This window comes from Cupriavidus sp. CuC1, assembly GCF_044627735.1.
Lineage (GTDB): Bacteria > Pseudomonadota > Gammaproteobacteria > Burkholderiales > Burkholderiaceae > Cupriavidus > Cupriavidus ulmosensis.
On record NZ_JBIUHC010000016.1, the window covers coordinates 1 to 23,599 of the forward strand.

General features: G+C 66.9%; 25 protein-coding genes. 15 read left to right on the forward strand and 10 right to left on the reverse strand.

Translation table 11 applies throughout. The features are described 5' to 3' along the window. The first annotated feature begins 460 nt into the window (after positions 1 to 460). Positions 461 to 2,005: a methyl-accepting chemotaxis protein gene (locus ACGLHR_RS09455; protein ID WP_400093432.1), complete on the forward strand. Its 1,545-nt coding sequence runs from the start codon at positions 461 to 463 to the stop codon at positions 2,003 to 2,005. A 42-nt stretch (positions 2,006 to 2,047) separates the two neighbouring features. Here the strand turns inward: ACGLHR_RS09455 and ACGLHR_RS09460 are convergent, their stop codons facing one another. Further along, positions 2,048 to 2,608, reverse strand: a complete 561-nt coding sequence (locus ACGLHR_RS09460) for an NADPH-dependent FMN reductase (RefSeq protein WP_400093433.1) — start codon at positions 2,606 to 2,608, stop codon at positions 2,048 to 2,050. 196 nt (positions 2,609 to 2,804) lie between these two features. On the opposite strand from ACGLHR_RS09460, the gene ACGLHR_RS09465 reads away from it, so the two are divergent. After that, a complete protein-coding gene (locus ACGLHR_RS09465; protein ID WP_318234870.1) occupies positions 2,805 to 3,980 on the forward strand; it encodes an ABC transporter substrate-binding protein in 1,176 nt (391 codons plus the stop codon). Here the strand turns inward: ACGLHR_RS09465 and ACGLHR_RS09470 are convergent. The 7 genes from ACGLHR_RS09470 to ACGLHR_RS09500 all read right to left on the reverse strand — a co-directional run bounded on the left by ACGLHR_RS09470 (position 3,961) and on the right by ACGLHR_RS09500 (position 9,687). Continuing rightward, positions 3,961 to 4,560, reverse strand: a complete 600-nt coding sequence (locus ACGLHR_RS09470; RefSeq protein ID WP_400093434.1) for a DUF6869 domain-containing protein — start codon at positions 4,558 to 4,560, stop codon at positions 3,961 to 3,963. The genes ACGLHR_RS09465 and ACGLHR_RS09470 overlap by 20 nt on opposite strands. A gap of 125 nt (positions 4,561 to 4,685) precedes the next feature. Then, positions 4,686 to 5,387 (reverse strand): ABC transporter ATP-binding protein, encoded by a 702-nt coding sequence (locus ACGLHR_RS09475; RefSeq protein WP_400093436.1) that lies wholly within the window; start codon positions 5,385 to 5,387, stop codon positions 4,686 to 4,688. Further along, on the reverse strand, positions 5,380 to 6,132 hold the full coding sequence (locus ACGLHR_RS09480; RefSeq protein WP_400093438.1) for an ABC transporter ATP-binding protein: 753 nt from the start codon (positions 6,130 to 6,132) through the stop codon (positions 5,380 to 5,382). Before ACGLHR_RS09480 ends, ACGLHR_RS09475 begins: the two co-directional genes overlap by 8 nt. Next, positions 6,129 to 7,145: a branched-chain amino acid ABC transporter permease gene (locus tag ACGLHR_RS09485; protein WP_400093439.1), complete on the reverse strand. Its 1,017-nt coding sequence runs from the start codon at positions 7,143 to 7,145 to the stop codon at positions 6,129 to 6,131. The genes ACGLHR_RS09480 and ACGLHR_RS09485 overlap by 4 nt, the downstream gene beginning before the upstream one ends. Next, positions 7,142 to 8,008, reverse strand: a complete 867-nt coding sequence (locus ACGLHR_RS09490) for a branched-chain amino acid ABC transporter permease (protein ID WP_400093440.1) — start codon at positions 8,006 to 8,008, stop codon at positions 7,142 to 7,144. The genes ACGLHR_RS09485 and ACGLHR_RS09490 overlap by 4 nt, the downstream gene beginning before the upstream one ends. Before the next feature lie 79 nt (positions 8,009 to 8,087). Next, a complete protein-coding gene (gene pobA / locus ACGLHR_RS09495) occupies positions 8,088 to 9,278 on the reverse strand; it encodes a 4-hydroxybenzoate 3-monooxygenase (protein ID WP_400093442.1) in 1,191 nt (396 codons plus the stop codon). Between the two features lie 229 nt (positions 9,279 to 9,507). Further along, a complete protein-coding gene (locus ACGLHR_RS09500; protein ID WP_400093444.1) occupies positions 9,508 to 9,687 on the reverse strand; it encodes a hypothetical protein in 180 nt (59 codons plus the stop codon). 160 nt (positions 9,688 to 9,847) lie between these two features. On the opposite strand from ACGLHR_RS09500, the gene ACGLHR_RS09505 reads away from it, so the two are divergent. From ACGLHR_RS09505 to ACGLHR_RS09540, 8 genes are all read left to right on the forward strand, one after another. Further along, positions 9,848 to 10,783 carry an aldo/keto reductase gene (locus ACGLHR_RS09505; RefSeq protein ID WP_400093445.1) on the forward strand — a complete coding sequence of 312 codons (936 nt, stop codon included), beginning with the start codon at positions 9,848 to 9,850 and terminating at the stop codon, positions 10,781 to 10,783. A gap of 7 nt (positions 10,784 to 10,790) precedes the next feature. After that, positions 10,791 to 12,158: an NTP/NDP exchange transporter gene (locus ACGLHR_RS09510; protein WP_400093446.1), complete on the forward strand. Its 1,368-nt coding sequence runs from the start codon at positions 10,791 to 10,793 to the stop codon at positions 12,156 to 12,158. A 124-nt stretch (positions 12,159 to 12,282) separates the two neighbouring features. Beyond that, complete coding sequence (locus ACGLHR_RS09515; RefSeq protein ID WP_400093447.1) at positions 12,283 to 12,561, forward strand: hypothetical protein; 279 nt, start codon at positions 12,283 to 12,285, stop codon at positions 12,559 to 12,561. A gap of 125 nt (positions 12,562 to 12,686) precedes the next feature. Further along, positions 12,687 to 13,085: a mechanosensitive ion channel protein MscS gene (locus ACGLHR_RS09520; RefSeq protein WP_400093449.1), complete on the forward strand. Its 399-nt coding sequence runs from the start codon at positions 12,687 to 12,689 to the stop codon at positions 13,083 to 13,085. Positions 13,086 to 13,627: 542 nt separating this feature from the next. Next, positions 13,628 to 14,614, forward strand: coding sequence for a Bug family tripartite tricarboxylate transporter substrate binding protein (locus ACGLHR_RS09525; RefSeq protein WP_400093450.1), 987 nt, complete (start codon positions 13,628 to 13,630; stop codon positions 14,612 to 14,614). Positions 14,615 to 14,655: 41 nt separating this feature from the next. Then, positions 14,656 to 16,008 carry an acyclic terpene utilization AtuA family protein gene (locus tag ACGLHR_RS09530; RefSeq protein WP_400093452.1) on the forward strand — a complete coding sequence of 451 codons (1,353 nt, stop codon included), beginning with the start codon at positions 14,656 to 14,658 and terminating at the stop codon, positions 16,006 to 16,008. A 48-nt stretch (positions 16,009 to 16,056) separates the two neighbouring features. Beyond that, the gene (locus tag ACGLHR_RS09535; protein ID WP_400093454.1) at positions 16,057 to 16,407 is read left to right on the forward strand and encodes a hypothetical protein; all 351 of its coding nucleotides are present in this window, start codon (positions 16,057 to 16,059) and stop codon (positions 16,405 to 16,407) included. A 109-nt stretch (positions 16,408 to 16,516) separates the two neighbouring features. Then, positions 16,517 to 17,500: a GNAT family N-acetyltransferase gene (locus tag ACGLHR_RS09540; protein ID WP_400093455.1), complete on the forward strand. Its 984-nt coding sequence runs from the start codon at positions 16,517 to 16,519 to the stop codon at positions 17,498 to 17,500. A 37-nt stretch (positions 17,501 to 17,537) separates the two neighbouring features. Here ACGLHR_RS09540 and ACGLHR_RS09545 read toward each other — a convergent pair whose 3' ends face one another. Further along, complete coding sequence (locus ACGLHR_RS09545) at positions 17,538 to 18,257, reverse strand: flagellar brake protein (protein WP_400093456.1); 720 nt, start codon at positions 18,255 to 18,257, stop codon at positions 17,538 to 17,540. A 372-nt stretch (positions 18,258 to 18,629) separates the two neighbouring features. Here ACGLHR_RS09545 and ACGLHR_RS09550 point away from each other — a divergent pair, with 372 nt between their 5' ends. Both ACGLHR_RS09550 and ACGLHR_RS09555 read left to right on the forward strand, forming a co-directional pair. Next, positions 18,630 to 19,319: a flagellar brake protein gene (locus ACGLHR_RS09550; protein ID WP_400093458.1), complete on the forward strand. Its 690-nt coding sequence runs from the start codon at positions 18,630 to 18,632 to the stop codon at positions 19,317 to 19,319. 19 nt (positions 19,320 to 19,338) lie between these two features. Beyond that, complete coding sequence (locus ACGLHR_RS09555; protein WP_400093459.1) at positions 19,339 to 19,854, forward strand: hypothetical protein; 516 nt, start codon at positions 19,339 to 19,341, stop codon at positions 19,852 to 19,854. Between the two features lie 24 nt (positions 19,855 to 19,878). Here the strand turns inward: ACGLHR_RS09555 and ACGLHR_RS09560 are convergent, their stop codons facing one another. Next, the gene (locus ACGLHR_RS09560) at positions 19,879 to 20,661 is read right to left on the reverse strand and encodes an IclR family transcriptional regulator (RefSeq protein ID WP_400093460.1); all 783 of its coding nucleotides are present in this window, start codon (positions 20,659 to 20,661) and stop codon (positions 19,879 to 19,881) included. Positions 20,662 to 20,985: 324 nt separating this feature from the next. Here ACGLHR_RS09560 and ACGLHR_RS09565 point away from each other — a divergent pair, with 324 nt between their 5' ends. From ACGLHR_RS09565 to ACGLHR_RS09575, 3 genes are all read left to right on the forward strand, one after another. Beyond that, positions 20,986 to 22,092, forward strand: a complete 1,107-nt coding sequence (locus ACGLHR_RS09565; RefSeq protein WP_318234851.1) for an S-(hydroxymethyl)glutathione dehydrogenase/class III alcohol dehydrogenase — start codon at positions 20,986 to 20,988, stop codon at positions 22,090 to 22,092. A gap of 8 nt (positions 22,093 to 22,100) precedes the next feature. After that, a complete protein-coding gene (fghA, locus tag ACGLHR_RS09570; protein ID WP_400093461.1) occupies positions 22,101 to 22,952 on the forward strand; it encodes an S-formylglutathione hydrolase in 852 nt (283 codons plus the stop codon). Between the two features lie 270 nt (positions 22,953 to 23,222). After that, a complete protein-coding gene (locus ACGLHR_RS09575; RefSeq protein WP_318234849.1) occupies positions 23,223 to 23,591 on the forward strand; it encodes a VOC family protein in 369 nt (122 codons plus the stop codon). Positions 23,592 to 23,599 lie beyond the last annotated feature (8 nt).

Here is a 23,599-nt window from a genome sequence, read left to right on the forward strand (position 1 = left end):
CGGCAGAGAAGGCCTAGGCTGGGTAAGGATCCTAGGCCGGTCTCCGCCGATTTTCAACACTTTTTGTTAACGGCTCGCCCGCGTGGCTCCCTTTTGCATTGCAGCTCAAAATCCGATATCGAGCACACGATATGAAGATCAACCAGCGCTGAAGGGCATCAGGCTCGTCGGTCTCTGGGCGGCGCTGCGGCAGGCGCATGCTTATGCCGCGCGGAACTGGAAGCGGCTGGCGCAGCAGAGCCGACGCGAATCCGCCTGACCACACCATCCTCGCCGGGCCGCTGTCGCGGCCTGCCGGCCGGGTAACAAACCCCGCCACTCAAGTTCCCACCCCGATTGTCGTTATTCACCATAGTCCGCAGGTGCGTTCACAACAAACGGCGCGGCTGACAATAGAGCGAATCCGGGTCCTCTGGGCCAGCATTTCGCCACCGTATTATTTCCATTCAGGTAGAAGAAAATGAAAAATCTTGGAATTGGGGTACGCCTTGGGATTGGCTTTGGCGTAGTGCTGCTGCTGTCAACGCTCATGACCGTGTTCAGCATCCTGGGGCTGCAGGACGTGGCCAGCCGCACGCATGACATGATGCAGCAGCCGCTGGCCAAGGAGCGCGTCGTCAGCGACTGGTATCGCCTGATGCACACGAGCGTGCGCCGCACCACCGCGGTGGCGCGTAGTTCCGACCCAAGCCTGGGTGCCTTCTTTGCCGCTGAAACGAAGGGTTCGGTCGACGCCATCGCGGCGCTGCGCGACAAGATCGAGCCGCTGCTTTCCTCCGACGCGGAAAAGGCTGCATTCAAAACGATCCAGACCGTGCGCAAACCGTATAACGAATCGCGCGACAAGATCACCAAGCTCAAGGAAGCCGGCCAGACCGACGAAGCCAACCAGGTGCTCGAAAGCGAGTTCGTGCCCGCCGGCAACGCCTATCTTGCCGAGATCCAGAAGCTGCTGGATATCCAGCGGGCCAGCATCGACCAGACCGCGCTGGCCATCAACGAGATCTACCTCTCCGTGCGCAATCGGCTGATCGCGCTTGGCGTGCTGGTGCTGGCCATTGGCGTCGCGTTCTCGGTATGGCTGACGGTTGGCATCACCGCGCCGCTGCATCGCGCCGTTGGCTTCGCACGCAAGGTGGCGTCGGGCGACCTGACCAGCCACATCCGCTCGGAGAGCAAGGACGAGACCGGCCAGCTGCTGCGGGCGCTGGGCGACATGAATGGCAACATCCTGCGCATCGTGACCCAGGTGCGCACCGGCACCGAATCCATTGCGTCCGGCACGAGCCAGATCGCCGCAGGCAACACGGACTTGTCCCAACGCACGGAAGAACAAGCGTCGTCGCTGCAAGAAACGGCTTCCAGCATGGAAGAGCTGACCAGCATCGTCCGCCAGAATGCGGACAACGCCAAGCAGGCCAGCTCGCTCGCCGTCAACGCCTCCGAGATCGCGATCAAGGGCGGCGCGGTGGTTGGCGAGGTGGTCGACACCATGCAGGAAATCAACGGCGCATCGCGCAAGGTGGTCGACATCATTGCCGTGATCGAGGGCATCGCCTTCCAGACCAACATCCTCGCGCTCAACGCCGCGGTGGAAGCCGCCCGCGCCGGCGAGCAAGGCCGGGGCTTCGCGGTGGTGGCCGGCGAGGTGCGCAGCCTGGCCCAGCGCAGCGCGACCGCCGCCAAGGAGATCAAGTCGCTGATCGGCGACTCGGTCGAGCGCGTGGAAAAGGGCTCGCAGCTGGTCACCAAGGCCGGCCAGACCATGGACGAGATCGTGGGCGCGGTAAAGCGCGTGACCGACATCATGGGCGAGATCAGCGCTGCCTCGGCCGAGCAGAGCGCCGGCATCGAGCAGGTCAACCAGGCTGTCACGCAGATGGACTCGGTCACGCAGCAGAATGCCGCCCTGGTGGAACAAGCCGCGGCCGCCGCAGGCTCCCTGGAGGAGCAGGCCCAGCGCCTGAAGGAAGCGGTATCCACGTTCCGACTCGTGGCCGCCTGAACCGCCTGATCGCCCTATGGCGCGCCGCCGGCCGCTTGCCAGTCACGCAAGCGGAAATGTGGCAAGGGCCGTCGTCTTGTGAAGGACGACGGCATCGTACAGCGACACCAGCGCGTCTTGAATGGAAGCGGCAATGCCCGGCGTCGAGACCAGGCCATCTTCATCAAGCCTGGCGCCCAGCAATGGCACTGTGATGGACGCCGGCTCGATAATGACGGCGGCCATCGTCTTCAAGGTCTCGCGCAGGGCCGCATCGGCATGGTGCGCGCGCGGCGATGCATTGAGTACCGCGACAGGCTTGAAAGCGAACGGCTCAAACCCCACCAGCCAGTCCAGTGCGTTCTTGATCGTTCCGGTAACGCCGTGCGCGTACTCGGGGCTCGCGATCAGCAGCGCATCCGCTTGCGCCACCTCGGTGAACAAGCGTGTGACGCTGGCAGGCGGACAAGCCTCGTCGTCCGGATTGAACAGCGGCAACGCCCCGAGGCCGTCAAACACGGCGACCGACACTTCCGGTGGCGCCAGTCTCGCGGCCGCGCGCAGCAGCGCGGAATTGATGGATACAGCCCGCAGGCTGCCGGATAGCGCAAGTACTTTCATCATTCCCGGTTTGCACCGCATGGGTGGTGTCTAAGCCAGCGCGCATTCTATAGCGAATGCCCGTGGCTGCCCGCAGCCCATTGCGAAACCCCCGATTGCACCAAACTGCCCTGCCCCCTACACTCCTCTGCCAGAGCCCGCGCCGTCACCAACCCGGGCCCGTTCCGGGATCAGAGCGCACTCAACCAGGAGACCATCGATGACCTTTGCCCCCTTGCTGCGTGCCATCGCGGCTTGCAGCGTGCTTGCCGTGGCGCCTTCGCTCGCCCACGCCGCCGATCCCGTCAAGATCGGGCTGATCGCGCCCTTCTCGGGCAGTTTTGCCGACTATGGCAAGCAGATGGAAGGCGGCATCAAGGCGTTCCAGAAGCTCAATGGCGATACCGTGGCGGGCCGCAAGGTGCAGATCATCAGCAAGGACACCACGGGCCCGGCCCCGGACGTGGCCAAGCGGCTGGCACAGGAGCTGGTGGTGCGCGACAAGGTCGACGTGCTGGCCGGTTTCGGCCTCACGCCCGAGGCCCTTGCGGTGGCGCCGATTGCCGAGCAGGCCAAGAAGCCGATGGTGATCTTCAACGCGGCGTCGTCCTCGATCACCACCAAATCCGGGTATATCGCGCGGGTCTCGATGACCTTGCCGCAGATCTCGGCGCCGATGGCGACCTGGGCCATCAAGAACAAGGTGCGCAAGGTAGTGACGCTGGTGGCGGACTACGCGCCGGGGATCGATGCGGAGACCGCATTCAAGACCAATTTCATCGGCGGCGGCGGACAGGTAATCGAGTCGATCCGGGTGCCGCTGCGCAATCCGGAATTCGCGCCGTTCATCCAGCGCATCAAGGACGCCAAGCCGGAGGCGGTGTTCCTGTTCCTGCCCGCCGGCGAGCAGGGCGTGGCGTTCATGAAGGGCTTTCGCGAGCGCGGCCTGGCCGAGGCCGGCATCCGCGTGATCGCCACCGGCGACCTGACCGACGACCACGTGCTGCCGGCCATGGGCGACGCCACGCTGGGCGTGATCACGTCGTTCCATTACTCGATGGCGCACGATTCGCCCGAGAACAAGGCCTTCCTGAAAGCCTTTGCCGAAGCCAACCCCGGCGCTGGCCGGCCCAACTTCATGGCCGTGGCCGCCTATGACGGCATGCGCGCGATCTACGACGCGCTGAAGAAGACCGGCGGCGCCACCGACGGCGACAAGTTCGTCGCGGCGCTCAAGGGCATGAAGATCGCCAGCCCGCGCGGCCCGATCATGATCGACCCGGAAACACGCGACGTGGTCCAGACCGTCTACATCCGGCGCGTGGAAAAGGTTGGCGGCGAACTCTACAACGTGGAGTTCGACAAGTTCGACAACGTCAAGGATCCGGGGAAGTAGGCCAGGCGGCGCGATGCGGCGCGTCTGCGTGCATCGCGCCTTCGCGCTGCCGGATTCGCGACGGCGATGGCACCACGCGGGCGGGCGGTCTTTGCGCCTCGCGAGACATGCCCGCCTCGCCATCCGGCTGCGCCGCGGCGCCCTGCGCATCCCGGCCGCGCAGGTCGTAGCACATCCACATCGCGCGCTGCGGCACTTCGTTGAAATTGCTGTCGCTGGCGGCCAGCACCCGCGCCCATACCTCGGGCGTGGCGCTGCGCCAGACGCCGCACAGCAGGCGCCGGAAACGCGGGTCGCGCGCAGCCTCGTGCTCGATGCGGTCGATGAAGGCCGGGCCGTGGTATTCGATCAGGTCTTCGAGTTCGCCGGCAGCGAGCGCGCCAAGGACGCGGGGACTATCGGTGCGGGCCAGGACCTCCAGCACCAGCCGCCATAACCCTTCGGGGTCGTTGACGCCGAGCCAGTCGCAGGCCTGCCAGACCCAGAACGAGCGAACCTCGTGCCGGCCGATGGCCGGATCATAGCGGCTGTAACGCTGGATATAGGCGTTGACGAGCCGTTTTTGCTCATGGGCTTCCATAGTTCCCCGATACTACCCGCCTGCAAAAAATGGGCACGGCCGATGGCCGAAGGCAGTGTTGCCACAAACGACCGCCAACGTTCGCGCGCCATCGCCTGCCCCGTTTGACCATACCGGGGCCGGGCTCACGCAACCGTCAGCAACCTGTCCAACCTGCCCTTGTCCGCCAGCAGCTCGGTGCTGCTCGACTCAAACACCACCCTGCCGCGGTCGAGCACCATCGCGCGCCGGGTCATGCCAAGCGCCAGGCGAGCGTGCTGCTCCACCACGATCACAGCCATGCCGCCTTCCTCGATCAAACAGCGGATCACATGCTGCAATTCCTGAACAATAATAGGCGCCAATCCTTCCATCGGTTCGTCAAGTAATAGCAGGACCGGGTTTACCATGAGCGCCCGGGCAATCGCCAGCATCTGCTGTTCGCCGCCGGACAACTGGTTGCCCAGGTTGCCGCGCCGTTCCTGCAGCCGGGGAAATACTTCATAGACCCGCGCGACGTTCCAAACGCCCGGACGCGCCACCGCCGTCAGGTGCTCCTCCACGGTCAGGGACGGGAACACGTAGCGCTCCTGCGGCACCCATCCCAGGCCGGCGGCGGCGCGCTGGTGCGCCGCCAACCGCGCCAGGTCGCGCCCTTGCCAGGACAGGCTGCCGCGCCGCAGCCGGGTCAGGCCCATCAGCGTCAGCAGCAGCGTGCTCTTGCCCACCCCGTTGCGGCCCAGCAAGGCCAGGCTCTCGCCGGCGTCCAGCGTCAGGTCGATGCCGTCCAGCACCACGGCGTCGCCATAGCCCGCGCTCAGCCCCTGCACCCGCAGCAGTTCAGTCATGCGTGGCCTCCCCCAGGTACACCTCCCTGACGCGGGGATCGGCGCCGACCTCCGCCGGCGTGCCCTCGGTCAGCACGCGGCCCCCCACCAGCACCGTGATGCGCTCGGCAAAGCGGAATACCAGGTCCATGTCATGCTCGATAAACAGGATGGTGATGTCGCGCGGCAAGCCGGCGATCACGCCGAACAGCTCAGCGCTCTCCCCGGCCGGGATGCCGGCCGCGGGCTCGTCCAGCAGCAGGATGGCGGGCCGGGTGGCCAGCGCCAGCGCGATTTCCAGCAAACGCTGCTTGCCGTATGGCAGGCTGCGCGTCTCGGTATCGGCATCGGCGTCCAGCCGCAGGCTGGCCAGCACCGCCATGGCCTCGTCGGCCAGAGCCTGCTGCGAGGCCACGGTGCGATGCCAGATCCGGGTGGCGCCGCTGCGCTCGGCCACCGCGAGCACCACGGATTCCAGCACCGTCAGGCCAGGGAACAAGGTGTTGATCTGGAAGGTTCGGGTCATGCCGCGCCGCACCCGCGCGTGCTGAGGCAGTTGCGTGATGTCCTCGTCGCCGAGCCAGATGCTGCCGCTTGTGGCCGGCAAGGCGCCGGTAAGCAGGTTGATGAAGGTGGTCTTGCCAGCGCCGTTTGGCCCGATCAGCGCATGGCGGGCGCCCGGCGGGAACTGCAGGGAGATATCCCTATTGGCGGCAAACCCGCCCCAGGACTTGGACAGCCCCTCGGTACGCAGCAACCTGGTCATGGCCGGTCTCCTCCCGGCTTGCGGCGCATGCCGCGGCGCAGCGCATCCAGCGCGCCCATCAGCCCGCCGCGCGCGAACAGCACGATCACCACCAGCAGCAGGCCAATCCAGAACTGCCAGTACACCGGATTGATGCCCGCCAGCACATCCTGCGCGATCATGAACACGGCCGCCCCGAGCAATGCGCCATACAGCCGGCCCGCGCCACCCAGCACCAGCATCACCAGCAGCTCCGCCGATCGCGGAAAGCCCAGCACGTCCATGCCGACGAACTGCGTCGTCTGCGCCAGCAGCCCGCCGGCCACGCCGGCCAGCGCCGCCGCCACGGCAAACACCGCGCCCAGGCGGCGCGGCACGTTTACGCCCAGCGCCGGCATGCGGCGCGCGCCCTCGCGCATGCCGCGCAGCGACAGCCCGAAGGGCGAAGCCACCAGCCTGCGCACCAGCACGAACAACAGGAACGTGACCACCAGGCTGTAAAGGTAGGCGGTCTTGCCGAACAGGTCGAACTCGAACAGCCCGAGCAACGGCGCCATCGCGACGCCCGACAGGCCATCCACGCCACCGGTCAGGAAGGCCGCCTTGTTGGCCGCCTCGAACAGCATCAGCCCGATGCCCAGCGTGACCATGAGCCGGGTCAGGTCGCCGCCGCGCACCACCAGGAAGCTCGCCAGCCAGCCCGCCAGGCCGGCCACCGCGCCGGCCGCAAGCAGGCCCGAGACCGGCTCGCCCCAGCCATGCGCGGCCAGCAGCCCGGCCGTGTAGGCGCCGAGGCCGAAGAAGGCCGCATGCCCCAACGAGACGATCCCGGCGTAGCCCAGCAGCAAGTCCAAAGACAGCGCGAAGAGCCCGGTGATCAGCACCTGGCTGCCGAGGATCAGGTAGCCGGGCAACAGGAAGAACACCGCCACCGGCACCAGCCAGAACACGATCTCGCCAGCGCGCCAGCGCCCGTCGGGCAGACGGGCGCGCCGCACGCTCGGGCGATTCGGTACCTCGTCAACGGCGCTCATGCCCGCCTCCCGTAGAGACCGGCCGGGAACAGCACCAGCAACACCACCATCAGCGCGTAGATGACAAAGGCGCCTACCGCCGGCACGTAATACTTGCCGGCCACATCGGCCACGCCCAGCAGCAGCGCCGCCACCAGCGGCCCGCGGATGGTGCCCGCGCCGCCCACCGCCACCACCAGCAGGAAATACACCATGTACTTGAGCGGAAACGACGGATCGAGCCCCAGCACGTCGATGCCCAGCCCGCCGCCCAGCCCGGCCAGCCCGGACCCAAGCGCGAAGGCCAGGCTGAATACCCGCTCCACATTGATGCCCAGGCCGCGCGCCGCCTGCTGGTTATCCACCGCCGCGCGCACCTGCGCGCCAAAGCGCGTGCGCGCCACCAGCCAGCCCAGCGCCGCGGTGATGACCACCACCACGCCGATCAGGAACAGGCGATAGGCCCCAAGGTCCAGGCCCGCCACCCGCACCTGGCCCAGCAGGAAGGCGGGGAGCGCCACCGGCTGCTGTCCCGGCCCGAACACGTAGGTGGCCCCCGCGATCGCCATGAAGGTCAGCCCGATCGAGAACAGCACCTGGTCGAGATGGCTGGCGCGGTACAGGCGCCGGTACAGGGTGCGCTCCAGCACCCAGCCCACGGCAGCCGCGAGCGCGAAGGCCAGCGGCAGCGTCGCCAGGAAGGGCACGCCGGCCCGGCTCATCAGCACCACCGCCACGTAGCCGCCGAACATGGCGAACGCGCCGTGAGCCAGGTTGACGAAATTCATCAGGCCCATGGTCACCGACAGCCCTACGCTGATCAGGAACAGCAGGCAGCCATAGGCCAGCCCGTCGAACAGCACGCCGAGGAAACTGGCGATCATCGCCGGCCCTCCCCCGGCCACGATGGCGGGCAACCAACCTTTGTCATGACGTCTCCTGTGGTCCGGTCGAGGCGGGCACTCACGCGCCCTCGAAGGTGGCGAATGGCAGCCCGACATAGTTCTCCGCGAGGGTCGCTGCGGCGGCGGGCGAAGCGGTAACGTATTCAAGCTCGGCTTGCTGCAGCCGCGCCATGAACGGGGTCTGGTCGGGAAAACGATGCAGCAACGAGGTCATCCACCAGGAGAAATGCTCGGCGCGCCAGACCCGCCGCAGGCAAGTGGCGGAGTATGCAGCAAGCAGGTCGTCGCGGCGCTCGCCATAGTGGGCGGCCAGTGCCCGCCCCAGCGTGCGCACGTCGGCCACGGCCAGGTTCATGCCCTTGGCGCCGGTGGGCGGCACGATATGGGCGGCGTCCCCGGCCAGGAACAACCGGCCATATTGCATGGGTTCCACCACGTGGCTGCGCATCGGCGTCACGCCCTTTTGCAGCACCGGGCCCTCGTTGAGCCGCCAGCCGTCGCCCGTCTCCAGGCGAGCGTGCAGTTCCTGCCAGATCCGCGCGTCGGGCCACTGGGCGAGATCCTCGTCGGGGCGGCATTGCAGGTAGAGCCGCGTGATCTGCGGCGAGCGCATCGAGAACAGCGCGAAGCCGCGCGCATGGCTGGCGTAGATCAGTTCCTGCGCGGCGGGCGCGGCCTCGGCCAGGATGCCCAGCCACGCAAACGGATAGGTCCGCTCGAACACCTGCAGCGCAGCCGGCGGAATCGCCCCGCGCGAGACGCCATGAAAACCATCGCAGCCTGCGATGAAGTCGCAATGCAGCGTGTGGCGCCTCGCGCCGTGCGCAAACGTGACGCTGGGCTTGCCGCCGTCGATGCCATGCAAGGCCACGCCGCCGACCTCGAACAAGATGGGCGCGCCATCCGCCAGGCGCGCGGCGATCAGGTCCTTGACCACTTCGTGCTGGCCATACACCGTAATGGCGCGGCCGCCGGTTGGGCCGGACAGATCGATGTGGTGGCGGACCCCGTCGTACAGCAGGTCGATGCCATGGTGGCGCAGGCCCTGGCGCTGCAGGCGCTCGCCCACGCCGGATGCCACCAGCAGGTCGACCGTCCCCTGCTCCAGCACGCCAGCCCGGATGCGTCCTTCCACGTGCTGGCGGCTGCAGTCCTCGATGACCACGGCATCGACGCCGGCGCGGTGCAGCAGATGGCCCAGCAGCAAGCCTGCCGGCCCGGCGCCGATGATCGCGACCTGGGTGCGCATCCTGGTCTCCCGCCTCCCGTTTTCGTTGCCCGCCTGGCCGCCCGGATGGGCCGTGGCGGCAGCGCCCGGCCTCTGATGCTGGGCATTGTCAGACGCGCCACTTCATTTTGCAATCGGGGGTTCTTGCGATACGGCGCGTACGGCTGCCGGGACTGCGGCAACGCTCAGGGCGGGAGGATCGCCACGTACGCCAGGCCCCGCCAACCCGGCGGCCACCAGCAGCGTGCCGTTACGCGTGGGCGTGAAGGCGGGCACCATGACCGGCTCCGCTGGCACCGTCGCGCCGGCGCTGGCCTTGCGCGGCAGGGCGGGGAACCGCCGCGTGCTTGCCCAGGCGGCCGCCCAGCGCCCAGTACACGTGCACGCCAGCTAGCAGCAGATAGATGCAGGTAACCGCAAGTGCGACCATGGCGGCAGGATTCCTATCTGTGATCTGTGAGAAGATGACCCGGTTCGGGTCCACCAGCTTAAGCCAGCCACGCGGCGCCCTGCCGGGCAGTGACGAAATGCCGCACCGCTTGCCGCGGCTTGGGCAGCGAGGATCCGAGCCCTTCCGCAAGGAGATCGCCATGTCATCTGACCGACGCCGCTTCCTTGGCGGCAGCGCATGCCTCGCCGCCGCACTCGGCATGGCCTGCGGCGCCTTGCCCGCCGGCGCGCTCGCGGCGCTGGCCGCACCTGGCCCGTTGCGCCGCCCGCTGCCCGGCGGCCACGAAACCCTGCCGGTGATCGGCATGGGCACGGCCAACACCTTCAACGTAGGAACCGAGCGCGCCGAACGCGCCCCGCTGGCCGAGGTCCTGGCCCTGCTGCTGCAAACCCCCGGCTCGGTGATCGACACCGCGCCCAGCTACGGCAGCGCGCAAAGCGTCACCGGCGACCTGCTGAAAGACGCCAATGCCCGCGGCAAGGTCTTCCTGGCCACCAAGATCTCCACCTCCGCCGGCAGTTCGGCGCAGGCGCAATGGGCACAGTCGCTGCGCGACCTGCATAGCGATACCGTGGATCTGCTACAGGTCCACAACCTGATCGACTGGCGCGACAACCTGCGCTTTGCGCGCCAGTTGAAGGATCAGGGCAAGACGCGCTATGTCGGCATCACCCACTATCGCGAGGACGCGCACGAAGCGTTGGCGCAGATCGTGCGCAGTGAACGCCTGGATTTTGTGCAACTGAACTACTCCCTGGCCGAGCGCAATGCCGAGCGCACGCTGCTGCCGCTGTGCCAGGAGCGCGGCGTCGCCGTGCTGGTCAATCGCCCGTTCCAGGACGGACGCCTGTTCCGCGCCGTCAAGGACCGGCCGCTGCCCCCCTGGGCCGGCGAGATCGACAGTGCGTCATGGGCCCAGATCTTCCTGAAATTCATCGTCAGCCACCCCGCGGTGACGGCGGCGATCCCCGCCACCTCCAAGCCCCGCAACATGCAGGACAATCTCGGCGCGGGCCTTGGCCGCATGCCCGATGCCCGCCAGCGCGAGCGCATTGCCGCGCTGCTGGCTGCCTGAGCCCATCATGGCAAACCCCACGAGCCCCACGAACACCACGCAGGCCACCCGGCACGGGCTTGGCATCCAGCCCGGCGAAGGCGGCGCCGTCGTGGCCGGGTTCCTGTTCTTCTTCTGCCTGTTCGCCAGCTACTTCATGCTGCGCCCGGTGCGGGAAACCATGGGCATTGCCGGCGGCGTGCAAAACCTGCAATGGCTGTTTACCGCCACCTTCGTGGTCATGCTGGTGGCCATCCCGTTCTATGGCTTGTGCAGCGCGCGGCTGCCCCGCCGGCGTTTCGTGCCCTGGGTCTATGCGTTCTTTATCGCCAACCTGCTGGGTTTTGCGGTGGCCACGCGTGGCGCGCCGGACAGCATCTGGCTGGCGCGGGTGTTCTACGTCTGGCTGTCGGTCTTCAACCTGTTCGTGGTGTCGGTGGCGTGGAGCCTGATGGCGGATGTGTTCCGTCCCGGCCAGGCGCGCCGGGTGTTCGGCCTGCTGGCCGCCGGGGCCAGCGCGGGCGGCCTGGCCGGCCCGCTGCTAGGGGGCTGGCTGGTGACGCGCATCGGCCTGACCGGGCTGATGGTGCTGTCGGCCGCGCTGCTGGCGGCCACGCTGCCCGGCGTGGGCTACTTGTTTGGCTGGCGCAAGCGCGCCGGCGCGGGCGTGCCGGTGGCGGACGATCCGGTGCCGGTGCAGGACCCGGCCCACCCCATCGGGGGCGGGCTCTGGGCGGGGCTTACACTGGTGGCGCGGTCGCGCTACCTGCTTGGCATCAGCCTGTTCGTGATCCTGCTGGCCACGGCCAGCACCTTTCTCTACTTCGAGCAGGCCAGGCTGGTAGCGCAGACCTTCCCCAGCCGCATGCAGCAGACCCAGGTGTTCAGCGCCATCGACGCCATCGTGCAGGCGCTGACCATCCTGGTGCAGGTGTTCCTGTCGGGGCGCATCGCCCGGCGCTATGGCGTGACCTCCCTGCTCACGGCGGTGCCGCTGGCGGTGGCGGCGGGCTTCCTGGTGCTGGCGCTGTGGCCGGCATTCGGCGTGCTGGCCGGCGTGATGATCCTGCGCCGCGTTGGGGAATACGCCTTGCTGCGCCCAGGGCGGGAGATGTTGTTTACCGTGGTGGATGCCGAGACCAAGTACAAGGCCAAGAATGTGATTGACACCGCGGTCTATCGCGCCGGCGATGCCGTCAGTGCCTGGATCAAGACCGCCATCGATGGGCTTTCCGGCCACCCGGCCGTGGTGGCGCTCACCGGCGCCGTGCTGGCGCTGGGATGGGCCTGGCTGGGATGGTGGCTTGGCCGGCAGCATGAAGGCCAGGCCGGGACCGCGCCGTCGGTGTCCCGCGCTGGCATGGCGCCGGTGCCGCGCGATCGCAGCGGCGCCTGAGCCGGCTTGTTGATGCAGCGGCGACAAACACGATACGCGAATCAGGCTTTGTCCTACACTGCATCCGCCGTCGCAGTGCGGATAATTGTGACTGTTGTGACGGATTATTTTTTGAGGAGTCTCGATGAAACCCGGAATAACAAGCCTCAAGGCAGCCGCGCTGGCTGCCGCCCTTGCCCTTGGCGGCATCGCCCACGCCCAGCTTGCGCCGCCCCAGCCGCAGCAGCCACAGGGCGAGCGGGCCACGAGAACGCCCATGCCGGCCCAGCCGGCGCGGCACAAGAAGCATAAGCACAAGCACCATCACAAGAAGGCGCCGCCCCAGGCTGCCCCGGGCGCCGACGCTGCGCCGCCTCCTCCGGCCCCGCAATCGCCCCCACCGCCGCCGCGCCCCGCCCCCTGACCGGCGTGCTCACGGTGACATTGGCGTTACATCTGCTAACCGCGCCAATATATTCCGCAGACGCCTGACCCCTAAGATGACGTCATTGGCCAGCCGCCCTCGCTGGCCGTCTCAAGGAGTCAGTCATGCGCAACACCCATCGTGCCACCCGCGTCATCGGCGCGGGCCTCATCGCCGCCGCGCTGCTGGCCGCAGGACCTGCCTCGGCACGCGACCGCTACCACGATGGCGGCTACCATGGCGGTGGCGGTTCGGCCGGCGCGGTAGCGCTGGCCATCGGCGCCTTGGTCGGGCTGGCAGTCGTCGGTACCGCCATGGCCAGCCAGCCGGTCGTCGTAGCCGCGCCGCCCCAGCCGGCATATGGCCCCCCGCCGGGATACTGCTATCGGGATTACGATCGCGCGTACGTGCCATGCGGGCCGCAGCCGGCGCCTTATTACTATCAGCAGGCGCCGCAGCCGCAATACCAGGGGTATCAGGGATACCAGGGGTACCAGGGGTACCAGGGGTATCAAGGGTACTGAGCGCGGCTACTGGCAAGCACCGCCCTAGTCCCCCATCGTTACCATCCGCCGGATCGCCTGCCCGGTGCGTAGCCGGTCGAAGCCTTCATTGATGTCTTCGAGCCGGAGCGTGCCAGTCAGCAAACGGTCCACCGGCAGCTTGCCCTGGCGGTACAGCGCGATCTACGCGCGAGGCGCCCGCCGCCAGCGCGCCCGGCACGGCCGACAAACCCACGCCGCCGTCCCCACCACCGCCACGCCCCATGCGTACCTGCGCGGTATTGACCACCGCGCCAGGGCCCGTCATCACCGCGCAGCCCAACCGCGCGGCCAGCTCCATCGGCAGCTCGCGCGGCACCACCGGGACCAGGGCCGCAGAGCCACTTGGCGATGCATCGAATTTTCACTCAATGAAAATTCATAGCCTTTGTTTGACCTGCAAACCGGCTCATGCATAAGATCATCCACAAAAGATTTCATTAAACGAAATGCTGCGGCGCACCCGCGCACACGGCACAACCACCGGGCACTGCCGCCAAGGCGGCGCCTGCGAGGAGACAACGATGCACCGACGCGCCACCCTCCGCCTGGCCGCCATGGCCTGCGCCGCCCTGTGCGCCCAGCTTGCGCTGCCGGCACGGGCAGTGGACAACTACCCCGCCAAGCCGCTGCGGCTGGTGGTGCCCTTCACCCCCGGTGGCACCACCGACATCCTCGCGCGCCTGGTGGCGCAGAAGCTGGGCGAGGCGCTGGGACAAACCGTGGTGGTGGACAACCGGCCCGGCGCGGGCGGCAACATCGGCGCAGATGCCGTGGCCAAGGCCGCGCCGGACGGCTACACGCTGCTGATGGGCACGCTCGGCACCCAGGTCACCAACCAGTTCATCTACGCGCGCATGCCATACGACTCGGCCAAGGACTTCGCGCCGGTGACGCTGGTTGCCAACTCGCCCAATGTGTTGCTGACCAATGCCACGCTGCCGGTCAAATCCGTGGCCGAGCTGATCGCGCTGGCCAAGCAGCGGCCGGGCGGCCTCAACTACGCCTCCACCAGTACCGGCGGCTCGCCGCACCTGTCCGGCGAGTTGCTCGACAGCATGGCCGGCGTGAAGATGCAGCACGTGCCGTACAAGGGCGCGGCGCCCGCGATGACCGACCTGCTGGCGGGCCAGGTCAACCTTATGTACGACAACCTGCCCTCGGCGCTGGCGCAAATCCAGGCCGGCAAGGTGCGCGCGCTGGCGGTGACCAGCCCGCAGCGCTCGCCCATCCTGCCGGATGTGCCCACCGTGGCGGAATCCGGCCTGCCCGGCTACGTGGTGAACTCATGGTTCGGCCTCCTGGCCCCGGCCGGCACGCCGCCCGCGCTGGTGGCGCGCCTGCAGCAAACCGTGGCCAGGATCCTGGCCACGCCCGAGGTCAAGCAGCGCATCGAGCAGCTTGGCGCGGTGCCCGGCGGCGAATCCCCCGCCGCCTTCGCCGCCGTGATTCGCGCCGATACCGAGAAATGGTCGCGCGTGATCAAAAGCGCAGGCATCCAGGCCCAGTAACCCCAAGACGCCACGCAAGACAACAAACCAAGGATCCCGTCATGGCAGCAAAGACCCTCCGCATCGGCTCGGGCTCCGGCTGGTGGGGCGACCGCGTCGAACCCGCAGCGCTGAGCGCGCAGCACGGCAAGCTCGATTTCCTCTGCTTCGAGACCATGGCCGAGGCCACCGTCAGCGCCGCGCAGGTGCGAAAGCGCCGCGACCCCGCCTTCGAAGGCTACGACACCTACCTCGATGAACGCATGCGCGCCGTGCTGCCGCACTGCATCGCCAACGGCACGCGCATCGTCAGCAACCAGGGCTGGATCAATCCGCTGGGCGCTGCGCGGCGCATCGCCCGGCTGTGCGAGGAGCTCGGCCTGGCCGGCGTGAAGGTCGCGGCCATCACCACCACCGACCTGACCAGCTCCATCTGCGACCAGCCCCTGGAAATCCTGGAAACCGGCGCGCCCATCGCCACCCTGCGCGACTCGCTGATCTCGGCCGAGCCGTATGAGGGCGCGGAGCCGATCGTGCGCGCGCTGGAAGCCGGCGCGCAGATCGTGGTGACGGGCCGCGTGGCCGATCCCTCGTTGTTTCTCGCACCGATGATGCATGCGTTCGGATGGAAAACTGAAGACACCGAACTGCTCGCGCGCGGCAGCGCCATCGGCCATTTGCTGGAATGCGGCGCACAGGTGACCGGCGGCTATTTTGGCGATCCGGGCTACAAGGACGTGCCCGAGCCGTGGAACCTGGCCTTCCCGATTGCCGAGGTGGACGCGAGCGGAACGGCCGTGATTTCCAAGGTGGCCGGCACCGGTGGCCGCATCGACCTGCAAACGGTCAAGGAGCAGATGTTCTACGAGGTGCACGACCCGCGACGCTACATCACGCCGGACGTGGTGGTGGACTTCACCACGGCGCAACTGGAGCAGCTTGCGCCCGACCAGGTCCGCGTGAGCGGCATCAGCGGATCGCCGCGCACGCCCACGCTCAAGGTATCGCTGGGCTGCACGGAGGGCTTTATCGGCGAGGACATGTTCTTCTACGCCGGCCCCGGCTGCCTGGAAAAGGCGCGGCTGGCCAAGACCATCCTTGAGCACCGGTTCCAGCTGGCCGCGCTGGACGCGCAGGCGCTGCGCATCGACTTCCTCGGCGTCAACGCCATCCACGGCGAGGCCTCGCCGGCGCCGTCCTGCGAGCCCAACGAGATCGCGGTGCGCGTGGCCGCGCGCACCCTCACCCGCGCCGAAGCCGCCAAGGTCGGCCGCGAGATCGACAGCATGGCCGTGTGCGGGCTCGCCTCCACCGGCAAGCGCGTACCGCACCAGGAGCGCACGCGCGAGATCATCGGCGTGTGGTCGGCCCTGGTGCCGCGCGTGCAGATCAGGTCCGAGATCCACTTCCTTTGATCCCCTTTCTTGGATCCACTCCTTTTGATTCGCTGCGAGGCACATGACATGAAAGTTCTGCTACGGCGCGTGGCGCATACCCGTTCCGGCGACAAGGGCGATATCTCGAATACCTCGGTCATCGCCTACGACGCCGCGTTCTACCCGTATCTCAAGGCGCAGCTCACCGCCCAAGCCTTCAAGACCCTGTATGGCGGCGTGGTCACCGGCAAGGTCGAGCGCTTCGAAGCCGACGGGTTGGAGGTGCTCAACTTCGTCGCGCATGGCGCGCTGGGCGGCGGGGTCTCGCGCAGCCTGGCGCTCGACAATTATGGCAAGGCGCTGGCCAGCGCGGTGCTGCGGTTCGAGGTGGAGGTGCCCGAGGCATTGGCGCCGTTGCTGCGGGGTCCGGTGCAATAGCTGCTGCTTAGCTGCTGCTTAGCTGCCGTTTTCACCTCTTTACTGGCTTCCTTGAAAAGTTTGCGGTTCGCAACTAATATGGTTGCGATCCGCAACCAATGGAGCCACCATGGATATCGTCGAGTCCCTGCCCGAGTCGCGTGACGACACCATCGCTGCGCTCAGGGTGTTCTCCAGAAAGCTGGTCCGCGAGCTTGGCTTTATGCGGACCACCCTGGCCGATAGCCAGCTGGCGCCCTCCGCGGTGCACGCCATCATCGAGATCGGGCTGGCACCGGGGCTGCAGGCGCGCGACTTGGCCAGCATCCTGCGCCTGGACAAGTCCAACACCAGCAGGCAGCTCGCCAAGCTCGAAGCGTTAGGGCTGGTGGTTCGCACCGCTGCCAATGAAGACGGCCGCTCGTCCCACCTGTACCTGACCGAGGCAGGCACCCGCTTGCACCACCAGATTGATGGTTTTGCCACGGAACAGGTCTCCAGCGCATTGCGGCGGCTGACCCCGGCCGACCAGCAATTGCTGGTGCGCTCCCTGGCGATCTATGCGGATGCGCTCGCAGCCGACAACGCGCAAATAACAACTGCGGACGATGCCGACGCGCACAGCGGGATACAGGAAGGCTATCGGCCGGGGTGCATCGGCGACATCGCCAGCCTGCATGCCCGCTTCTATTCGCAACTGGCAGGCTTCGGCAGCTTCTTCGAGCACAAGGTGGCCACCGAACTCGCCAGCTTCGCCACCAGCCTTCCTTCGACAAACAAGCAATTGTGGCTGTGCCTGGAGGGCGGCCGGTCGCTGGCCAGCATCGCCATCGATGGCGACCCGGCCACCGGGCTCGCGCACCTGCGCTGGTTTATCGTCGACAACGCCTTGCGGGGCACCGGCATCGGACGCCAATTGCTGGAACGCGCGCTGGCCTTCGCGGACGCCCGCTTCGAGCAAACCTACCTGTGGACATTCAAGGGGCTCGATGCCGCGCGCCATCTCTATGAGTCCCATGGCTTTCAACTTGCGGAGGAGGCACCAGGCCAGCAATGGGGGGCTGCGGTGACAGAGCAGCGCTTTGTGCGCAATGCCGGCAAGGGGCCATCTTGATGTGCGGCAAGGGCCGCGGCCATGCTCAGCCGCCTGTTCACTCGCGGCCAGCCAGCTCCAAGGCAAACACCACGCGCTGCAGCCACTTTTCGGTCTGGACATCAACGCGGCCAAAGTAGCAGCCAAAATGATGGTGGGCCTCATCGCCGCGCCAGGTCTTTCGATGCCGCACCACCTGCAGCGCCAGGTTCAGCGCGCCCAGTTCGCCAAAGTCCAGCTGGCATTGCGGGATTCGCGTACCGACCGGCAAACGATCCGGGCCAACTCGCATGGAGCGCAAGCCCACGCCGGACACAGACACGTCAGCCACTTCCATTTCCACAAGCTGGCCGTCGCTTAACAGAAGCTGGCAACGAAAGTTCTTGTCCTCCTGCGGGCGGACGCGGAAATGCCTGCGGCGCGGGACTTGGTAGATCCCGGTGGGGTACGGGGCGAGAAATGCCGGTCCGCCATCAAAACGGGTGACGGCGGCGCAAGCGATGCGGAACTGGAACGTGATGTCGCCCATCGATGCCGAAGCCGCCATATCGCTGGCGTTCAGGATCGCCTCCAGCTCCACGCCGTTGCGGCACCAGGCGAGCACGCAGGTGCCTTTGGATGGGGCGATAAACAGAAAGCTCGAGGCCACCCGGCACTGCTGCGCAGGATGGAGATGGAGCCGGATGCGCTTGCGCACCAGATCCTGGAGGATCTCAAGCACCTGGCCCGGATCGCTGATCCGCTCGATATCGCCGTTTGCCGCCAATGGAAGCGGCAAGGACGTGCCTATGGCTGTCGAGGCCATGGTAGTGGTGCCGGGTGGCCCGGGAAAACTGCGGCGCTAGCGCTACGATTCATTGCAACTAACTCATTTTAGGTATTGGATCGGACGACGCACCACGCGTCCAGCTTCGAGGCTGCATGCTCGGCTTCGTAGTTTTCACTTTTCGTTGCATGGCGACGGCTCTAACGGCATCGCCGAACGGGTTCTTGAGGCGTCTGCCTCTTTCCCGCCAATTTCCTGGCACTACCATGCGGGTCATCCTCTCGCGCGCCCGGATTAAAGATCCGCATATTCCTGCCGTTAGGCAACGTTTGGCGGCCATGCTTGCGGTCGCCCTTCGCCTTCGCCTGCCAGCCAGACCAACCCATGCACACATTTGATCCCGCTTCGATTCGCCCGCCGTCACCGGATGGGTTCCAGCACGCGCTTGAGGACGAGATCCGCGAGATGCTTGACGTGCTGGCCACGCAGGAGCGCTACCTTGACTTGCGCTTGCCGGACGGGCGCACCCTGCGCTCGCGGGTGTTGTTCGTGGATGCGGCAGCGCGCCTGTTTACGCTTGAGGGATGCGAGAGCGAGCCTGACAATCAGGCGATACTGGCCAGCGCGCAGAGCGAGCTTTCGACTGTGCTCGATGATGTATCGGTCACGCTTGCCCTCGGCGCCCCGCAGCGCTGCGTATTCGCCGGCGCCCCCGCATTCGCCGTGCCGTTCCCGCAGAGGCTGTCGCAGGTGCAGCGGCGGCGGGACTACCGGGCGGAGACGCTGGATTTCAAGTACACGTTCAAGACCGGGCTGCCTGACGGCAGCGCGCTCATCCTGGACATTGCCGACCTGTCGACTTCTGGCGTGGGATTGCGCTCGCGCGCACCGGATGCAACTGCGCTGGCCGTCGGAACGGTGCTCCCCAAAGGCATCCTCAGCTTCGGCACGCTGGCCAGGCTCGAGGTAGGTGTTCGCGTGGTTCGTTACCAGCTGGTGAACACAGGCGCTGATGTGGTACACCACTACGGCTGCGAATTCGTCGCGTTCGATCAAGCTGCCCTGCTCGCCTGATCCGCCCTTGGAGTCATACATGCCCCACCCGCATCGCGCCATTGGCGCCCTGCTGCTTTCGATGTTCTCGCTGACGGCCACGGCCCGCGACTCGCTTTGCACGAAGGACGAACAGGTTGCGTTCTCCTGCACGGTCAAGGGCAACAAGCTTGTGTCGCTCTGTGCTTCGCCGGATCTCTCCAAGACCAAGGGGTATGTGCAGTACCGCTTCGGAAAAAAGGGCGCCGTCGAGCTGGCGTATCCGAAACTCACGGAGGATCCGCGCAAGCACTTCCGGTGGGGTGTCACGGCATACTCCGGCGGCGGCACCGATTACTTCAGGTTCTCCAACGGCGGCTACGACTATGTGGTCTATGCCGGCAGCGGCAAGGGCTGGGAGAAGGAAGGGCTGGTCGTGGAGAAAGACCAAAAGCGCATCGCCAGCCTGCCTTGTCGTGATGGCGGGCTGGGCCCGGACAATTGGGCGGTGATGTATTCCGCAGGCTTGCCGGAACTGGACCAGAGCAAGCCGACGGAACAGTTCGACATGCCTTGAGGGCGCGGCCGGCCTGGATACTCGCTACTCGCCTAGCGCCCGGCGCGCCCACGCACTAGTGATGCGCCGCGCCTCCTCCTTTAGCCTGCGCGCCATCTTCGCCTCGCGAAACAAGATCCGCTCGCTCAGCGCCGCCACGCTCAACGCGCCCAGCGGGCGGCCTTCGTAGTCAAGCAACGGCACGGCGATGCCACCCATCTTGTCGACCACCCAATCCAGGAACAAGGCATAGCCGCGCGCGCGGGCGGCCTCGATCTGCTCGCCAATCACCTCGGGCGTGAGGCGCGGGTAACGCGCGCGCTGCACCTTGCCAAGCGTGGCCCGCGCAGCGCGCTCGGTTTCCGGCATCCAGGCCAGCACCGCCAGGCTGCCTGCGCCCACCCCGAGCGGGCGGCGTGTGCCGATCTCGACATAGTTGGCGCGGATCGGGAAGGTGCCCAGCTCGATATCCGCCACCACCGATTCGCCCCGGCTCGCCAGGGTGAGCACGGCGGTATCCTCGAACTCCTCCACCAGCCGCTCCAGGCTCGGCCGCGCCAGCGCGCGCAGGTCGACCCGGCGCTGGGCCACGTCGGCCAGCTGGAAGATCTCCGGCCCGATGCCAAAGCGCCGGCTCGCATCGCGGGTCACGAAGCCCTCCGCCACCAGCAGCTCCAGCAAGCGCGACGCGGTGGCCGGGTCCAGCCCGGTGGCGCGCGCCACGTCGGACAGGCGGCGCACTTGCGGGTCGGACAGGGCACGCAGGATCCAGAGGGCGCGTTGTACTGGCGAGGCGCGAGATGCCGCAGGCTCCTGGACGGCGTTCATGCACTTACCCGGGAGCGAGCGGGCGAGGCGGGAAGGCAATATGGCGAGTGCATTGGCATGTGCTGCAGCGCATGGGTAGAACCGGCATTTAAGCCGCAGCCACCGGCCGGGTCAACCGCCCCGGCCAGCCACCCCACGATTTTGGCCAAACTGGTGGCGCCCAGGGCCAAATCCGCCGCTTCGGGCGTCCATGGCCAACCGGATCGACGTATAGTCTCTGCTGACGAAAGACGCCGCGCCAGGGCTCGCTCCGCGCGGTGCTGACTTACGTCCCCAGACATCGAGCCGGCGCCCGAGCTGCCTGCCATCACCAAGGACAACATCATGAAGACCAAAGCCGCCATCGCATGGAAAGCCGGTGCCCCGCTGACCGTGGAAGACGTGGACCTGGACGGCCCGCGCGCCGGCGAGGTGCTGGTGGAGATCAAGGCCACTGGTATTTGCCATACCGACTATTACACGCTGTCGGGCGCCGACCCGGAAGGCATCTTCCCGGCCATTCTCGGCCATGAAGGCGCCGGCATCGTCACCGACGTGGGACCGGGCGTGACCTCGCTCAAGCCGGGCGACCACGTGATTCCCCTCTACACGCCGGAATGCCGCCAGTGCAAGTTCTGCCTGTCGCGCAAGACCAACCTTTGCCAGGCGATTCGCTCGACCCAGGGCAAGGGCCTGATGCCTGACGGCACCTCGCGCTTTTCCATCGACGGCAAGCCGATCTTCCATTACATGGGCACGTCCACCTTCGCCAACCACATCGTGGTGCCGGAGATCGCGCTGGCCAAGATCCGCCCGGACGCGCCGTTCGACAAGGTTTGCTACATTGGCTGCGGCGTGACCACCGGCGTAGGCGCGGTGCTGTTTACCGCCAAGGTGGAAGCCGGTGCGAACGTGGTGGTGTTCGGCCTCGGCGGCATTGGCCTGAACGTGATCCAGGCGGCCAAGATGGTGGGCGCCGACAAGATCATCGGCGTGGACCTGAACCCGGGCCGCGAAGCCATGGCGCGCAAGTTCGGCATGACGCATTTCATCAACCCGAACGACGTCGAGAACGTGGTGGACCATATCGTGCAGCTGACCGATGGCGGCGCCGATTACTCGTTCGAGTGCATCGGCAACACCAAGGTCATGCGCCAGGCGCTGGAGTGCTGCCACAAGGGCTGGGGCAAGTCGATCATCATCGGCGTGGCCGAGGCCGGCGCGGAAATCTCCACCCGTCCGTTCCAGCTGGTGACCGGGCGCGAATGGAAAGGTTCGGCCTTCGGCGGCGCGCGCGGCCGCACCGATGTGCCCAAGATCGTCGACTGGTACATGGAAGGCAAGCTCAACATCGACGACCTGATCACCCACACCCTGCCGCTGGAGCGCATCAACGAGGGCTTTGACCTGATGAAGCGCGGCGAGTCGATCCGCTCGGTCGTGCTGTACTGAGGCCGGCCATGCTCGAACTCCTCTCCGAGCACGGCTGCTTCGGCGGCGTGCAGCGCTTCTATCGCCATGCATCGGCCACCATCGGCCTGCCGATGCGCTTCTCGGTGTTCCTGCCGGCGCAGGCATTGGTCCAGCCCGAACAGCGCCTGCCCGCGCTGTTCTACCTGGCCGGCCTGACCTGCACGGAAGAGACCTTCATGATCAAGGCCGGCGCGCAGCGCTATGCCGCCGAGCACGGCCTGATCCTGGTGGCGCCGGATACCAGCCCACGCGACACCGGCATTGCCGGCGAGGCCGAGTCGTGGGATTTCGGCGTGGGGGCGGGCTTTTACCTGGACGCCACGCAGGCGCCGTGGAGCCAGCACTGGCGCATGGAAAGCTACGTGGCGCAGGAGCTGTTCGACCTGGTCACCACGGCGCTGCCCGCGGATCCGCAGCGCGTCGGGGTCTTTGGCCACTCCATGGGCGGGCATGGGGCCCTGGTGCTGGCGCAGCGTCACCCCGGGCGATTCGGTTCGGTATCGGCGTTTGCGCCAATCGCGGCGCCCACGCGTTGCCCCTGGGGCGAGAAGGCGTTTAGCCGCTACCTGGGCGAGGATCGCGCCAGCTGGGAGCAATACGATGCCTCGGCGCTGATGGCGCGCCAGGCAAAGGCGCCCTTCCCGCGCGGCATCCTGGTCGACCAGGGCCTCGCCGACAAATTCCTTGCCGAGCAGCTGTATCCCGAGGCGTTCGAGGCAGCGTGCGCCGCCGTTGGGCAGCCGCTGATGCTGCGCCGGCACGAGGGCTACGACCACGGCTACTACTTCATCTCGACCTTGATGGAGAACCATATCCGGCATCACGCAGCGCAGCTCTGAACCGCGCCGCTGGCGAGGGGGCACGGCAGGGGGCCGGCCCCCGCACGCCATAGCCATGACCGCCAGCAGAAGACGCCCATCCTGGCGAGTGCCGACAAGGTACACTTCCGTGTGATCTACACACGGCGCGGCGCCGATGGCACCGTGCTGAGCCAACACGACAATGTCTGGATCGTGACGCGCGTGCAGCAGCGCTGGGGCATTGCCCTGCGTTCCTACTAAAGCCAGCCAAAGCCACCGGCATGGGCCAGGCTTGATGACACCGACACCATGAGCAACCTGACCGCCATCGAACTCAAGGCCTTCGTGCCCGCCCGGGACTTCGCGCTCTCCAAGCAGTTCTACCAGGACCTGGGTTTCGTCATGCCGTGGAGCGACGACAGCCTGGCCTACCTGCACTGCGGGTCATGCAGCTTCATGCTGCAGAATTTCTACGTGCAGGACCTGGCCGAAAACCTGATGATGCACCTGCTGGTGGAGGACGTGGAGGCCTGGTGGGATAAGGTCAATGCGCAGGACCTCGCGGGGCGCTACGGCGTGCGGCTGGTACCGCCGCAGGACCAGGCCTGGAAGATGCGGGACTTCGTGCTGCTGGATCCGTCAGGGGTGCTGTGGCGTATCGGGCAGAACCTGGCGTAAGGCCATCT